Annotated in this window: 11 protein-coding genes; 2 read left to right on the plus strand and 9 right to left on the minus strand. The window is 61.1% G+C overall.

Annotated features, from left to right (window positions below; translation table 11 throughout):
* Positions 1-11 precede the first annotated feature (11 nt).
* The 9 genes from M5B97_RS01825 to M5B97_RS01865 all read right to left on the minus strand — a co-directional run bounded on the left by M5B97_RS01825 (position 12) and on the right by M5B97_RS01865 (position 11,846).
* Positions 12-1,310, minus strand: coding sequence for an acetyl-CoA C-acetyltransferase (locus tag M5B97_RS01825; protein ID WP_248730557.1), 1,299 nt, complete (start codon positions 1,308-1,310; stop codon positions 12-14).
* Positions 1,307-2,197: a MaoC/PaaZ C-terminal domain-containing protein gene (locus M5B97_RS01830; protein ID WP_248730558.1), complete on the minus strand. Its 891-nt coding sequence runs from the start codon at positions 2,195-2,197 to the stop codon at positions 1,307-1,309. Before M5B97_RS01830 ends, M5B97_RS01825 begins: the two co-directional genes overlap by 4 nt.
* Before the next feature lie 3 nt (positions 2,198-2,200).
* Entirely contained in the window at positions 2,201-3,544 is a 1,344-nt protein-coding gene (locus M5B97_RS01835) for a 3-oxoacyl-ACP reductase (RefSeq protein WP_248730559.1), read from the minus strand.
* A gap of 80 nt (positions 3,545-3,624) precedes the next feature.
* Positions 3,625-6,150 (minus strand): acyl-CoA dehydrogenase, encoded by a 2,526-nt coding sequence (locus tag M5B97_RS01840; protein ID WP_248730560.1) that lies wholly within the window; start codon positions 6,148-6,150, stop codon positions 3,625-3,627.
* A 287-nt stretch (positions 6,151-6,437) separates the two neighbouring features.
* Positions 6,438-7,883, minus strand: coding sequence for an outer membrane protein transport protein (locus M5B97_RS01845; protein ID WP_248730561.1), 1,446 nt, complete (start codon positions 7,881-7,883; stop codon positions 6,438-6,440).
* A gap of 115 nt (positions 7,884-7,998) precedes the next feature.
* Complete coding sequence (praB, locus tag M5B97_RS01850; RefSeq protein ID WP_248730562.1) at positions 7,999-8,484, minus strand: alkane oxidation protein activator PraB; 486 nt, start codon at positions 8,482-8,484, stop codon at positions 7,999-8,001.
* A gap of 136 nt (positions 8,485-8,620) precedes the next feature.
* Positions 8,621-9,115, minus strand: a complete 495-nt coding sequence (praA, locus tag M5B97_RS01855; RefSeq protein ID WP_248730563.1) for an alkane oxidation protein activator PraA — start codon at positions 9,113-9,115, stop codon at positions 8,621-8,623.
* Between the two features lie 133 nt (positions 9,116-9,248).
* Positions 9,249-10,529, minus strand: coding sequence for an alkane 1-monooxygenase (locus M5B97_RS01860; protein ID WP_123718618.1), 1,281 nt, complete (start codon positions 10,527-10,529; stop codon positions 9,249-9,251).
* Positions 10,530-10,847: 318 nt separating this feature from the next.
* Positions 10,848-11,846: an alpha/beta hydrolase gene (locus M5B97_RS01865; RefSeq protein WP_177421570.1), complete on the minus strand. Its 999-nt coding sequence runs from the start codon at positions 11,844-11,846 to the stop codon at positions 10,848-10,850.
* Positions 11,847-12,122: 276 nt separating this feature from the next.
* Here M5B97_RS01865 and M5B97_RS01870 point away from each other — a divergent pair, with 276 nt between their 5' ends.
* Positions 12,123-13,661: an NAD(P)/FAD-dependent oxidoreductase gene (locus M5B97_RS01870; RefSeq protein ID WP_248730564.1), complete on the plus strand. Its 1,539-nt coding sequence runs from the start codon at positions 12,123-12,125 to the stop codon at positions 13,659-13,661.
* Positions 13,658-14,548, plus strand: coding sequence for an SDR family NAD(P)-dependent oxidoreductase (locus M5B97_RS01875; protein WP_123718621.1), 891 nt, complete (start codon positions 13,658-13,660; stop codon positions 14,546-14,548). The genes M5B97_RS01870 and M5B97_RS01875 overlap by 4 nt, the downstream gene beginning before the upstream one ends.
* Positions 14,549-14,562 lie beyond the last annotated feature (14 nt).

The raw sequence follows: 14,562 nt of genomic DNA on the forward strand, positions 1-14,562 counted from the left end.
TTTTGACAGCACTACTTTTCGACGATGGCAGTAATGCCCAGCCCGCCCGCCGCGCAAATCGAAATCAAACCGCGCCCGCCGCCGTTCTGATCGATCATTTTGGCCAATGCCGCCAACTGCCTGCCGCCCGTGGCGGCAAACGGGTGGCCGCAGCCCAGCGAGCCGCCGTTGACGTTCATCCTGGCGCGATCAATAGGCCCCAGGGGCGCCGCCAAGCCTAGACGCTCACGGCAGTAATCGGCGTCTTCCCAGGCTTTCAGGGTGCACAACACCTGGGCGGCAAAGGCTTCGTGGATCTCAAAGAAGTCAAAGTCGGCAAAGCTCAGCCCCTCACGCTGGAGCATGCGTGGCACGGCATAGGCCGGCGCCATCAACAAGCCTTCGGTGCCATCGACGAAGTCCACCGCGGCGGTCTCGCCGGTGCGCAGGTAAGCCAGCACCGGCAGGCCATGCTCGGCCGCCCAGGCTTCACTGGCCAGCAGCACCACCGAAGCACCGTCCGTCAATGGCGTGGAGTTGCCTGCCGTGAGGGTGCCGTTCTGGCGGTCATACGCCGGGGCCAGGCCGGCGAGTTTTTCCAGGCTGGTGTCGGCGCGCAGGTTGTTGTCCCGCGTGAGGCCTCGGTGGGGGCTGATCAAATCGTCGAAAAAGCCACGTTTGTAAGCCGCGTCCAACCGCTGATGGCTGGTGAGGGTCAGCTCATCCTGGGCCAGGCGCTTGATCTGCCAGCGCTTGGCCATTTCTTCGCAGTGCTCGCCCATCGACAAACCGGTGCGCGGCTCACCATTGCGCGGCAGCAACGGCTTGAAGAACATCGACGGGCGTACCTTCAGCAACGCCTTGACCTTGTTGCCCATGCTTTTGGCACGGTTGGCCGCGAGCAGGGTATGACGCAACGACTCATTGATGCCGATGGGCGCGTCGGAGGTGGTGTCGGAGCCCCCGGCAATGCCTGCTTCGATCTGGCCCAGGGCGATTTTATTGGCCACCAGCAAGGCGGCTTCCAGGCCGGTGCCGCACGCTTGCTGCACATCGTACGCAGGTGTTTCAGGCGAAAGCGTGGTGGAGAGCAGCGACTCACGCGCCAGGTTGAAGTCCCGCGAATGCTTGATCACCGCCCCCGCGGCGAATTCGCCCAGACGCCGGCCATGCAGGTTATAGCGGTCGACCAGGCCTTGCAGGGCCGCCACCAGCAGATCCTGATTGCTGTCGTGGGCATACACCGTGTTGGAGCGGGCGAACGGAATGCGGTTGCCGCCGATAATCGCCACGCGGCGGGTCGGGGCCGGGTTGAAGCTGTAATCACTCATCGACAGGTCTCATTCCAGATAAACAAGCCACGCATATGGGGTTTATCACCCGCGAAATTGCGCACTTCGAACTCACGGCGTGGGCCGGTCACGGGGCGGCTCCACAGGGCGACCTGGCCGGGCAGGAAGATCGGCAGCTTGAAATCGCAATGGGCTTGCGCCTGATCCACGCCACCGGGAGGTTGCTGGGCGGCCAGTGCTCGACCCAGGGTCCACATGCCATGGGCGATGGCGCGTCGGAAGCCGAACAGCCTGGCACCGATCACCGAGGTGTGAATCGGGTTGAAGTCCCCCGATACCTTGGCAAAGCGTCGGCCCAGGTCGGCGGGCAGCACCCAGCGCTGAGTACGCAACAGGCCGTCTTCCTGCAACGGCAACACGTCGTCCCACGGCTCGCCAACGGGGTTGCTCACGTCGCGGCGCAGGTACAGGCTGTCGCTCTCCCACACCAGGGTGCCCGCACTGTAGGCGCGGGTGGCGATGCTCAGCGCCTGGCCCTTGGCGTGGGCGACCCAGCGCTCGCAGTACACTTCCAGGCGCAGGGCCTGGCCTTCCTCCAACCGCTGATGCTGACGAATGCGATTAGCCAGGTGCACCATGCCGCTGGCCGGGTACGGGAAGCTCGGCCGAGTCAGCAGCATCAAATGCAAGGGAAACGCCAGCACGTGGGGATAAGACAGCGGCACGCCCTGCTCGCGGCGAAAACCACAGGCGCGACCGTAGGCGGCAATGCCGTTGGCCGACAGCTCCACGGCCGAGCGCACCAAGCGTGCCTTGGGCAGCAACGGGGCGCCATCAAGCTTGGGTTTGCGCAGGGCGCGCACGCCGTCCAGCAACAATTGGGTGCGCGTCGGCGGTGGGTCGATGATCTGCGTCACGTAGTCCATGGCTCAAGCTCCCAGCAGGCTTTGCCCGCACACACGTACGACTTGGCCGTTGACTCCACCGGACGCCGGGTGTGCCAGCCAGGCGATGGTCTCGGCGACATCAATCGGCTGGCCGCCCTGGGACAGCGAGTTCATGCGTCGCCCGGCTTCGCGAATCATCAGTGGGATCTTCGCCGTCATCTGGGTTTCGATGAACCCGGGTGCGACTGCGTTGACCGTGATCTGCTGCGCGGCCGCCCGTGCCGCCAGGCCTTGCACCAGGCCGATGACTCCTGCCTTGGAGGTGGCGTAATTGCTTTGCCCCAGGTTGCCGGCAATCCCGGATATCGATGAAACGCACACGATCCGCCCGCCCGGGTTCAGGCCCTGGCTTTGCAGCAATGCTTCACTGAGTTGCAGCGGGGCTTGCAGATTGACCGCCAGCACCTCGCGCCAGGCGGCTTCGGTCATCTTGGCGATGGTCTTGTCGCGGGTGATCCCGGCGTTGTGCACCACCACGTCAAAGGCACCGTATTGGCTGGCATGGGCCTGCAGTAACGCGGCGGCATCGGTGGCGGTAATGTCCAGCGGCAAGGCCGATCCGTTGACACGGGCGGCCGCCTGTTGCAGTGCTTCCTGGGCCTGGGGCACGTCGACACACACCACATGGGCGCCATCGCGGGCCAGCACTTGGGCAATCGCCAGGCCGATACCCCGGGAAGCGCCGGTGACCAAGGCACGGCGACCGGCGAAAGGTGTTTCCCAGTTGACGCTGACGTGCCCTTCCACCGGCTTTTCAAGGCGTACCACTTGCCCCGACACATAGGCCGAGCGGCGCGAGAGGAAGAAACGCAGGCTGCTGTCCAGTGCCTCTTCGGCCCCCGGCGCCACGTAAATCAATTGCACGGTGATCGCCCGCCGCAGTTCCTTGGCCAGTGAACGCACCAACCCTTCCAGGGCACGTTGGGCGATGGCTTGGGGCAAATCGCTGCAATATTCCGGCGCGGTGCCGAGCACCACGACGCGACCGTGCTGGCCGAGGCGCTTGGCGTTAGCGTGGAAGAACAGGTAAAGCTCATCGAGTTGCTGAACATCCACCACGCCACTGGCGTCGAACACCGCACCTTGCACCTTGAGTGTGGACGGCGCCTTGAGGGTCGCCGGGGTGGCGGCGACCGTGTCGGTGGCGCTGAAGATCTGTTGCACCTGTGAGGCCAGGCGCCCTGCCCCGGCGATGATCACCGGGTTGGCCAGGCCTGCCTGGCCGCTGCGATGGCGTTGCAGCGGCAACGGTTGCGGCAGGCCGACGGCCTGGGCCAGACGCCGTCCCCAGGAAGAATTGACGAACGAAAGGTAGCTGTCACTCATAAAGGTACTCACTCACATGCCCTGTAAACCCGGCCCCTTGTGGGAGGGGCTTGCCCCCTCCCACATCGACCGTGCTTCGCCTAGTTGACCGAGGCGTCTTCGTTTTGGGTGGTGCGGCGCTTGGTCTTGGGTTCCAGCGCTTGCTGGCGCTGCTGCAATGCCTCCAGCAAACCAAAGTCCTGCGGGAAGTCGTCGACCTGGATGCCGTGGTCGGCGTACTCCACATAACGCCCCAGCAAGGCGTCTTCATCGTCGCTGATCAGGTCCAGTGCCCGCGCCTTGACGCGCCAGCCGGTAAACGCCGTGGTAGAAATCGGCATCGGCTCGATCAAGCCCTGCTTGACGGCAGACTTGAGCCGGGCGTCGATCAGCTCGACCTGCGGCAGCAAACGGAAGCCCAACTCGCCATAAGCCAGCTTGTCGATTTCCGGCCGAGGAATGTAGGAATTAGCCAGCAGGCGGTCACGGGTTTCGCCGGGGGTCTGCACCACGTCAGCGACCTGGGCGAGCAAACGGTCCGACGGTTTACGCAGGGGGATACCGAACGGGAAACTCAAACCCCGCACCACGCTGGCGGCGACTTTGGACGGGTAGTTATCGAGCACTTCGGCCAAGGCTTCGTGAGCGCGCAGCAACGCATCCTGGGCCGCCCAATGCACCAATGGCAGGTCGGCCTGGGGCCGGTCATCATCCTCGAAGCGCTTGAGCACGCAGGACAGGATGTACAGCTGCGACAGAATATCCCCCAGGCGCCCGGTGATGCTTTCCTTGCGCTTGAGTGCCCCGCCCAGCACCCCCATGGAAATGTCCGAAATCAACGCCAGCACCACCGACAGCCGATTGGCCTGACGGTAGTAAGACGCAAGCGCCGGCTCGGTCCGGGCCGGTGCCGAAATCAGTCGCCCACCCGTCAGCGCATGCACCGCGGCGCGTACGGTGTTGGCCAGTACAAAGCTCACATGGCCGAACATCGCGCTGTCGAAGTCTTCCAGCGCCTTGCGCCGGTCCGGGTTGTGCGCCGCTTCCATCTCGCGGAACACGTAGGGATGGCAGCGGATCAGGCCCTGGCCGAAGATGATCAGGCAGCGGGTCATGATGTTCGCGCCCTCCACCGTGATCGCAATCGGGCTTTGCTGGTAGGCGCGGGCCAGGAAGTTGTTCGGCCCCATGCAGATGCCCTTGCCGGCGACGATGTCCATGCCATCGTTGACAATCATCCGCGCACGTTCGGTGACGTGGTATTTGGCGATGGCGGAAATGACCGACGGCTTCTCGCCGGCATCCAGGGACGCGACCGAGACCTTGCGCACGGCATCACAGGCATACAAATGCCCGGCCATCCGCGCCAACGGTGCCTGCACGCCTTCGAACTTGCCGATGGGCAGGCCGAACTGCTTGCGCATCGCTGCATAGGCGGTGGTGCCGCGCACCGCGACCTTGCCCAAGCCCACGTTGGCCGATGGCAAGGAAATCGCGCGGCCGGCGGCCAGGCATTCCATCAGCATGCGCCAGCCGTTGCCGACCTGCTCGCGCCCGCCGATAACCCACTCCAGGGGAATGAACACATCCTTGCCGGTGGTAGGACCGTTCTGGAATACGGCGTTGAGTGGCCAGTGGCGTCGACCGCTGTTCACGCCCGGATGGGAGGTAGGAATCAGTGCGCAGGTAATGCCCAGCGAACCCGGTTTGCCGAGCAGCCCGTCCGGGTCTTCGGCGCGAAACGCCAGGCCGAGCACTGTAGCGATAGGGCCGAGGGTGATGTAGCGCTTGTCCCAGGTCACCTTGAAACCCAGCACTTCCTCGCCTTCATGCACGCCTTTGCAGACGATCCCCAGATCCGGAATCGCCCCGGCGTCGGAGCCCGCATACGGGCTGGTCAGCGCAAAGCAGGGGATGTCTTCGCCCCGCGCCAGCCGTGGCAAGTAGTAATTACGCTGGGCGTCGGTGCCGTAGTGCAGCAGCAATTCCGCCGGGCCGAGGGAATTGGGCACCATCACCGAAATCGCCGCCGCCGAGCAACGCGTCGATAGCTTCATCACCACTTGGGAGTGGGCGTAGTGGGAGAAGCCTTTGCCGCCGTACTGCTTGGGAATGATCATGCCGAGGAACCCGGCATCCTTGGTGTACTGCCAGCCTTCCGGGGACATGTCCTGCCAGATCTGGGTGGTTTCCCAGTCGTTGGCGATGTCGCACAGGGTTTCGACCTCGTTGTCGAGGAAAGCTTGTTCTTCGGCACTGAGCCGGGCCGGCGCGGCTTTGAGCAGGCGCGCCCAATTGGGCTTGCCGCTGAACAACTCGGCGTCCCACCACACGGTGCCGGACTCGATGGCTGCGCGCTCGGTGTCGGACATCGCCGGCATGATCGTACGGAACAGCTCCAGGGCCTTGCTCGACAATAAGCTGCGGCGCAGCGGCTTGATGGCCATCAGCAAGGCGGGCAACACCACCAGCACCGCCGCAACGGTGGCCCCAAACCCTGCCACCACGTTGAACAGGTAACCAATTGCCAGCCAGACGAGGCCAGCGCCAAGCCACAGAACGGCGGCGGCTTGTCGATATGCCAGGGCAATCGCTGCTGCGACACCCACCAATAACCAGATAACCATGGGGATACCTCTACTTGATTCAGGGCACGGCTGTTGCGCTGGCAGATCGAAATGAGCTGCGGCGTAAAGCCACACTACAAACTTGAAAAGATAAATTCAAATTTTGTTTTGAAATTTTTATTTAATGCGTTGCCGCAAAAAACCACGGCTGAGCGAGTCAGCCTTAACGATCAAAGGGATATGAAGGTGAAACGGGGTACAACGCACGCGTCAGCAACGTATGGCCGTGTGGAGCCAGGTAACCAGATGCGCTGGCTACCCTGCTCCACCGCTGTCTTGCGGGCGGCTTAGAACTTGTAAGTCGCCGACAAGCTGACCACATCTCCCGAAGACTCGGCCTGGCCGTCCAGCTGGGCCGCGCCGAGGCGATCCACGTTCTTGGTTCTCAGGTTGACCTTTTCCACAAACTGGTGCGAATACGCGGCGTCCACCGACAGGCCAGGGACGGCCTTGATGTCATAACCTGCACCGAACGACAGGAAGTAGCGATCACCGTCGGGAATCCGCGGGTCACGCGTGGAGTTGCGTGTCGGTGTCTGGTCGTAAGCCACGCCTGCGCGCAGGGTGAGTTCGTCGGTGGCTTTGAAGTCGCCGCCAATCGACGTCATCCAGGCGTTTTTGTAGTTGTAGGGAATGGCGACAATCGTCGAGCCCTCAGACTTGAGCGTCAGGTTCTGGAACGAAGACCATTCCGTCCACATAACACTCACGCCCATGGTCCAGCGGTCGTTGAATTGGTGGACCCAGTCCACCGCTGCGGTCGCCGGAATGTCCAGTTGAGTACTGGCATTCGCGCCATCCGGGAACAACTTGAGGCCCGGATAAGCCATTTCAACCAGTGTTTCGCCGTTCGGGCCAATCGGGTTGGTCATCGCGTTACGCCCGATGGCATCCGTGTAAATGTTGTATTTACCGGTCATCTTGTTTTTGATTTTGGCGTGATAGTTCAAGCCCAGTGTGTCTTGCAGCGTCGGCTTCCAGACAATGCCGGTGAACCATCCTACAGAACTGTTATCGACTTTCACGCGCATCAATGAATGCCCTACACCGGTTGGAAAACCAGTGCCTCCCAACCCGGGAGAGACATCCGCTGCCGCCAGCAAGTCAACGTTCTGGCTCACGAAGCCTTGGCTGCGCTGATAGATGACACCGGCACCGACCGAAAACTCGTCATTGACTTTGAACGAGAGGGAGCCTGTGAGGCCGACCGTTTCGATTTTGGTGTCGACCGCGAAATCTCGGAACTTTGAGTTTTCATTCCAGGTGGTTTTCATCCCCTGGGGTACAACCTGGCTCAAGCCAAAGGCGAAACGGTCGCCGATGGGAACGACCAGGAAACCGGTCGGCAGCCAGGCGGTGAAGCCGCCTTGCCCGCCATTGTTGGTATTGAGGGTAGGATCACCCAAAGTACCTTGATCATCCAAAACCGGGGTATTGGTCACCGGGTTGCCGTTGTGGTCAAAAGCCTGGCCGGAGTATTTGATCTTGACCCGCGCGTAATCGACCGTCTGCTGCGCAATGGTGGAGTCGATGAACGCCATTGCAGCCGGGTTGTTGTACGCCGCACTCGGATCGTTCTTGAACAGTGAACCGCCCCCGAATGCACGCCCCCAACCAGGTGCCCCGTAGGTAGGCGTGGAAAACCCGCCGGCCTGGACTGGCGCGGTGGTCATCAAGCCGCCTAGAAGGGCCAGTCCCAGTAACGTCTGAGCGTGTGGTTTCTTATTATTCATGCATTACTCCTTATTATTATCTACGCCCGGCCCCTGCCGGTAATCGATACCCGAACAGGCGCCTCTGACGAGGCGCCCGTGTGTACCGGGGTGATCAGCCCTCAGGAGTTACGACTTACGGGTTAACCGTCAGCGTAGGTGCCACCACGCTCAGGGAAACCACGGTGCAGTTGCCGGAAAGCGACTGGTTGGCCGCCGACAGGGTCTTGCTGCTTGGGTTCCACGCCACCGCAATGGTGGTCGGGCCGCAGTTGGTGGCAGGGATCGAGGAGATCTTGTAGCCAACGTTGGTCACGGTGCCGGTGGTACCCGTTGCAGCAGTCAGCACCCATGGCAGGTTGGTCAGTGTCGGCAAGGCGCAGAGGCCGCCGCCGGTCAAGGTGGCGCCATTGATCGAAGCCACGCCGCCGCTGACGTTACCGGTAAAGGTAATCCCACAGGTCACCGCAGCCCCGAAGGAAGATGGCGATTTAACTACGATGGTGCCGGCATTGGTGGAGAACGGACCGTCCGGAGCAACCGAAGCCGCACTCGCCATCGAAGCCGCGCCAAAGCACATTGCAAAAGAAGTTGCACAAACGAGGGTTTTCAAGCTTTTCATTGTTTTTCCTCACATGTTATGGCGAGTCAGTTCGCCAGGGGTAATGGCCATGAACGAGAGGTCACGGTGAAACTGCAGAACTTCCCTTTCCAGCCAAATTTCAATTCGATTACCGCTGCATCTTTTTTCGGTTTGTTTATTCGACAACTTTGAAGTTGGGCGGCATCTTGATCGACACCGCCTTGATCTTGCAGTCTTCGCCAATCGGCACATTGGCCGCTTCCAACTTACCGGTGGCGTTGTCCCAAGTACCGTCGGCTGTCGATGGACCGCACTTTCCGCCCAGGCCGAAGGCGTGGACATCCACGGCAATCTTCGACATGGAACCGCTTTGGGTGTCTTTGGCGACTAAGATCCAGGGCAAGTTGATAGCTTCGACACGGCTGCATTTAAGGCCACCATCGAATTCAACTTTATCGACATTCACGGAAGTGCCATCGGCCGCGACCTTGCCGGCCACCTTGATGGTACAGTCGGCGCTGATCAAGGCGCCCTTGGAAAAACTGATGGGGCCTTGGGCGGTAAAGGCGCTGCCCGCAGGCTCGATACGGGCAGCCTGGGCCTGGTGATAAACGATCAGGCCCAGGGCGGCCAGAATGATATGGCTGGTAAACTTGGCAGGTGCTTGCATGGTGTACGTCCTTCCCTTGAATTTATTTTTGTAGGGTCAAACCACTCACTTGCATTCAATCGGCAAACCTTGGGTAATCGGAACCTGCGCGATACACAGATCCCGAGTACACCCGACAACAGATTCATTCACATCAAAACGGCGTTGTACCGTTACCGTACTTTTCCAGGTACTTCAGGCGTTGCGACGGTTGAAGATTGCTCAGGCTGATGTCCCCGGCATAATGTTTTAATACCCGATGGTCCATGCGACGTCGCCACAAGTACGGCACATAGGCCCAGACAATCATGCTCGCGTATCCATAAGGAAGTTGCGGTGACTCATCAAAGTGACGCAGCGATTGGTAACTACGCGTCGGGTTGGCATGGTGATCGGAGTGCCGCTGCAATTGGAACAGAAAGATATTGGTGACAATCCGATTACTGTTCCACGAGTGCCGAGGCGAGCAACGCTCATAACGGCCATTGGGCAACTTCTGGCGTTTAAGCCCATAGTGTTCGACGTAGTTCACCACTTCGAGCAACGAGAATCCGTAGATGGCCTGGATGATCAGGAATGGAATGACCGCCGCACCCAGCCACACGATCATCGCCCCCCACAACACCACGCTGTACATCCACGCGCTGAGTACCGCGTTCTTCCAGTGCAAGGCCGGCAGGCCGAGTTTACGCAGGCGTTCACGCTCCAGGTTCCAGGCCGAACGGGCACTGAACCACACCGAGCGCGGCAGGAAAGCCCAGAAACTCTCACCCAGGCGCGAGCTGGCCGGGTCTTCAGGCGTGGCGACACGCACGTGGTGGCCACGGTTGTGCTCGGTGTAGAAGTGACCGTAGAACGTCGGTGCCAGAGTGACTTTGGCGAGGAAGACTTCCAGGGCGTTGGGTTTGTGCCCCAGTTCGTGGGCGGTGTTGATCGCGATCCCGGTCGCGGCGCCGGTGGACATGGCCATGCCCAGGTAAGTGAACCAGCTGACCTCGCCATGCAGTTGTGTACGTGCAGTGATGTAGCTGGCCGCATGGGACAACCCACTCGCCGGGTCCAGGTTACCGACGGCCTGCAACAGGCCACCCCGGATGATCCAGTCAATGCCCCCCGCGGCCAACCAACCGGTGATCACCACCGAAGCAATGACGAACAGCACACCGGTGTAGACAATCCAGCGGTAGTAGCTTTGGGATTCAAGGTGGCTGACGGCGGACTCGGGCGGGTTGCTGACATCTTCACCGAGCAGACCGTCGATCAACGGGATCAGGCCGAAGATCACCAGCACACCAACCCACCACAGTTGCTGTACGCCAGTGGTAATGGCCAGTGCGCCGGACAGCAATGGGGTTGCCAACGGCATGATGCCGAGCCACCACAGGTGGCGCTTGCCATCGGTCCAGACGCTCGGAGCAGCCAGGGACTGATTCATGGCAACCTCCGCACAAGACCGGAGGTCCGGGAGATAAATTCAGCGGCCAACAGGCTCACCGGGCGCTGACAGCTCCGGGAAACCAACCATGCGTTAAAAGGCGTTTTTTTCATTATTTTATTCGCTCTTAGGCATTTCAAAAATTGTTTCAAATTACACATTGAAATAATTTTTTTAAATAAATAGCGCGGAATCGTTAGGTCGTCAACTAGTTTCTAGGCGCCTTTCCGACGTGACCGGACAGTCTGTTTTTCGGCTCTATGGTCAGGTGTCTAGGGCAGGCATTGACGCCGCTGTACCGCGGGTTCGATTGCAAAATTATTTACTCGCCAGGGCAAACGGCGGATGCAGCACCGTGGCGCTTTCCGGTGGCCGGACACGCTTGGCAACCTGCTCCACCACCGCCACCACACGCTCGGTAGCGGTGATCGGCAACATATGGCCACGCCCTTCCACCACCTGCAGTTTCAGCCCGGGCACCTTGCTGGCCAGGGCCTGGCCATGCTTCTGGAAGTCGAGCACCTTGTCCCGGGCGCCATAGATCAGCCCAATGGGCAGGCTCAATTGCGGGTAGCGCTTGACCATTTCCGGCAGGTCATCGTTGACCCGGCCGATCTCGGTGGAGGCGGCGTAGAAGTTGTCGGGACGCATACCGAGCAACCCACCTCCGCGCGTGGCGAAGTCCGCCGGCGGGGCGTCCGGGGCGAACACGCCCTTCACCACCGCGCCCTTGGTCAGCAGCCCGATGGGCAGGGTCAGGGTGTGCGCCATCCAACGACGCAACCAGGCAGGGCGCACCGCCAATGACAGAAACACCGGAGGCAACATACGTTGAGGATGGGTCAGCGGTGCCACCAGGATCAGGCCGGAGACCGCATGGGGATGATCGAGCGCCAGCGCCAGGGAGATCGCACCGCCCAGGGAGTGCCCGAGCACCAGCGGTTTATCCAGGTCCAGCGTCTTGATGAACGCGGCGATTTGTCGAGCCTGGGCCGGCAGGTCCGACGCAGTGCCGCTGTGTCGGGTGGAATAGCCCGATCCCGGACGATCCACCGTGATCACCCGAAAACGCTCGCGCAACTGGCCGGATAAGGCGTAGGTCAGGTTACGACTGCTGCCCATCAGCCCGTGGATCATCACCAGCGGTGGGCCTTTGCCTTCCTCTACATAATGAAAGCGCTCGCCATCGACCTCCACGAAGCGCCCGTTGATCGGAACAGCCGCTTCAATACGCCGCGTCATCCAGGCGCTGAAGCCCCATAGCACCGCACTTGCACCTACAAACACACCCGCAGCGACAACCCATTCGACAGCCATAGCTCGGTCCTCTGCTTCCCTGCTGCTGGCGACCCGACCGGAATTGGTCAAGGCCTCAGCCATCGTCCACACCCTGGACCTAGACTTCATGCAGACCGTACTCGTCCGTCAGACAAGTCGTCTATGCGCAACAAGAGCCTAGCGTAGGCGATTTTTTCAGGTAGATTATTTAAAATCTTTTTTAAAATAATTAATTCAATTTTCCTTTGCAATGGTGTTCTATCCAAAACACACAACAAAAACAGGAGCACAACCAATGCCCACGAAGGACAAGCTATGAATGCCTGCAGCGACACTATCGACATCGCCATCATCGGCTCAGGTTTCGCTGGGCTGTGCATGGCGATCAAACTCAAGGAGGCCGGGATCACCGACTTCCTGGTTGCCGAGCAAGCCGAGACCCTCGGCGGTACCTGGCGTGACAACCATTACCCCGGCTGCGCCTGCGACGTGCAGTCCCACGTGTACTCATTTTCCTTTGCACCCAACCCGGACTGGACGCGGCAGTTCGCCCCGCAGCCGGAGATCCGTGCCTACCTGGAACAGTGCGCCCGGCGTTTCGAGCTGGCGCCATTCCTGCGTTTTGGCATGGGCCTGCAACGCGCGGAGTTCGATGAACAGCAGCAACGCTGGCAGCTCAGTTTCAGCAATGGCCGACACATCAGCGCACGGGTGCTGATATCGGGCATGGGCGGCTTGTCGCGCCCGGCGCTGCCGGATATTCCAGGACTGGAGAGCTTCAAGGGCACGCGCTTCCACTCGCAGCAGTGGGACCACGAGTATTCATTGCGGGGCAAACGCGTGGCGGTGATCGGCACCGGCGCCAGTGCCATTCAGTTCGTTCCGCAGATCGCGTCGCAGGTGGCTCATCTGGATCTGTTCCAACGCACGCCACCGTGGATCATGCCCAAACCGGACCGCGACATTTCGCGTGTTGAGCGCTGGGCGTTCAAGCATCTGCCGTTCACTCAGCGGCTGGTGCGCGGCGCGTTTTACTGGGCGCTGGAAGGACGCGTGGTCGGCTTCGCCCAGCACCCGCGCCTGATGAAAATGGTGCAGAAAATTGCCCTGCGCCACCTGCACAAACAAGTCACCCGCCCTTCCCTGCGCAAAATCCTGACGCCGGATTACACCATCGGTTGCAAGCGCGTACTGATCTCCAATGACTATTACCCGGCGCTCTCGCGCAGCAATGTCGAGGTGGTGACCCACAGCGTGCTGCGGATCGAAGCCGACGGCGTCGTCACCAGCGACGGCATCAAGCACCCGGCCGATTGCCTGATCTTCGGCACCGGTTTCCAGGCCACCGATCCGTTGCCACGGGACTGCATCATCGGCCGCAACGGGATCGACCTGATGGACACCTGGCGTGACGGTGCCCATGCCTACAAGGGCACCACCGTGCCGGGCTACCCGAACCTGTTCCTGATCGTCGGCCCCAATACCGGGCTGGGCCACAATTCGATGATTCTGATGATCGAGGCCCAGGTCACCTACATCCTCGATGCGCTCAAACAGATGCAGCGTCATCGCATCGCCACGGTGGACATCCAACCCGCCGTGGAAGAAGCCTACAACCGTCAGTTGCAGGACAAGCTCAAGCGCACCATCTGGAACACCGGTGGCTGCCAGAGCTGGTACCTCGACCCGCGCACCGGCAAGAACACCACCTTGTGGCCCGGTTCGACCTGGCGTTTCAGACAGGTGACCCGGCAGTTCGCCCTCAAGGATTACGCCATCCATCCAATGCCGGTCAGCCAGTCACCCACCCCGGTTCCGGCGCCCCATTCCAGCGCAGAAGGCAGCTTGTCATGAAGTCATTCAACGGCCGCGTGGCGGCAATTACCGGTGCGGCATCCGGCATGGGCCGCGCATTGGCCCTGGCCCTGGCGCGGGAAGGCTGTCACTTGGCGCTTGCGGATAAAAACAGCCAGGGCCTGGAACAGACGCTGGCGCTGATCCAGACCTCGATCTCGTCGCCGGTAACGATCACGACCCAGGTGCTGGACGTATCCGACCGTCAGGCGGTGGAGGAATGGGCCGCACGCTGCGTCGCCGACCACGCCCAGGTCAACCTGATCTTCAATAATGCCGGAGTGGCATTGTCGAGCACCGTGGAAGGCGTGGATTACGCCGACCTGGAATGGATCCTCAACATCAACTTCTGGGGCGTGGTGTACGGCACCAAGGCGTTCCTGCCACACCTCAAAGCCAGCGGTGACGGGCATGTGATCAACACGTCCAGCGTGTTCGGCTTGTTCGCCCAGCCCGGCATGAGCGGCTACAACGCCTCCAAGTTCGCCGTGCGCGGCTTCACCGAAGCCTTGCGCCAGGAACTCGACCTGCAGCGTTGCGGCGTCTCGGCCACCTGCGTACACCCCGGCGGCATTCGTACCGATATCTGCCGCAGCAGCCGCATCGACGCCAACATGACCGGGTTTCTCATCCACAGCGAACAGCAGGCCCGCGCCGACTTCGAAAAGTTGTTCATCACCGACGCCGACCAGGCGGCAAAAGTGATTCTGCAAGGCGTGCGCAAAAACAAGCGCCGCGTGCTGATCGGCCGCGACGCCTATTTCCTCGACCTGCTCGCCCGCTGCCTGCCGGCGGCCTATCAAGCGCTGGTGGTGTTTGCCAGTAAACGCATGGCGCCCAAACCACGCGCGCCGGTATTTGAAACCAACGACGAGCCTCGTCACTGAACAGGAGAACGCAC

The organism is Pseudomonas sp. MWU13-2517 (assembly GCF_023242545.1).
In the GTDB taxonomy this organism is placed as follows: domain Bacteria; phylum Pseudomonadota; class Gammaproteobacteria; order Pseudomonadales; family Pseudomonadaceae; genus Aquipseudomonas.

Coding starts and splice junctions, on each gene's coding strand:
- M5B97_RS01845 (WP_248730561.1), bottom strand. CDS start 7,883: ATGAATAATAAGAAACCACACGCTCAGACGTTACTGGGACTGGCCCTT.
- M5B97_RS01860 (WP_123718618.1), bottom strand. CDS start 10,529: ATGAATCAGTCCCTGGCTGCTCCGAGCGTCTGGACCGATGGCAAGCGC.
- M5B97_RS01875 (WP_123718621.1), top strand. CDS start 13,658: ATGAAGTCATTCAACGGCCGCGTGGCGGCAATTACCGGTGCGGCATCC.
- M5B97_RS01870 (WP_248730564.1), top strand. CDS start 12,123: ATGAATGCCTGCAGCGACACTATCGACATCGCCATCATCGGCTCAGGT.
- M5B97_RS01835 (WP_248730559.1), bottom strand. CDS start 3,544: ATGAGTGACAGCTACCTTTCGTTCGTCAATTCTTCCTGGGGACGGCGT.
- M5B97_RS01865 (WP_177421570.1), bottom strand. CDS start 11,846: ATGGCTGTCGAATGGGTTGTCGCTGCGGGTGTGTTTGTAGGTGCAAGT.
- praB (WP_248730562.1), bottom strand. CDS start 8,484: ATGAAAAGCTTGAAAACCCTCGTTTGTGCAACTTCTTTTGCAATGTGC.
- M5B97_RS01825 (WP_248730557.1), bottom strand. CDS start 1,310: ATGAGTGATTACAGCTTCAACCCGGCCCCGACCCGCCGCGTGGCGATT.
- M5B97_RS01840 (WP_248730560.1), bottom strand. CDS start 6,150: ATGGTTATCTGGTTATTGGTGGGTGTCGCAGCAGCGATTGCCCTGGCA.
- M5B97_RS01830 (WP_248730558.1), bottom strand. CDS start 2,197: ATGGACTACGTGACGCAGATCATCGACCCACCGCCGACGCGCACCCAA.
- praA (WP_248730563.1), bottom strand. CDS start 9,115: ATGCAAGCACCTGCCAAGTTTACCAGCCATATCATTCTGGCCGCCCTG.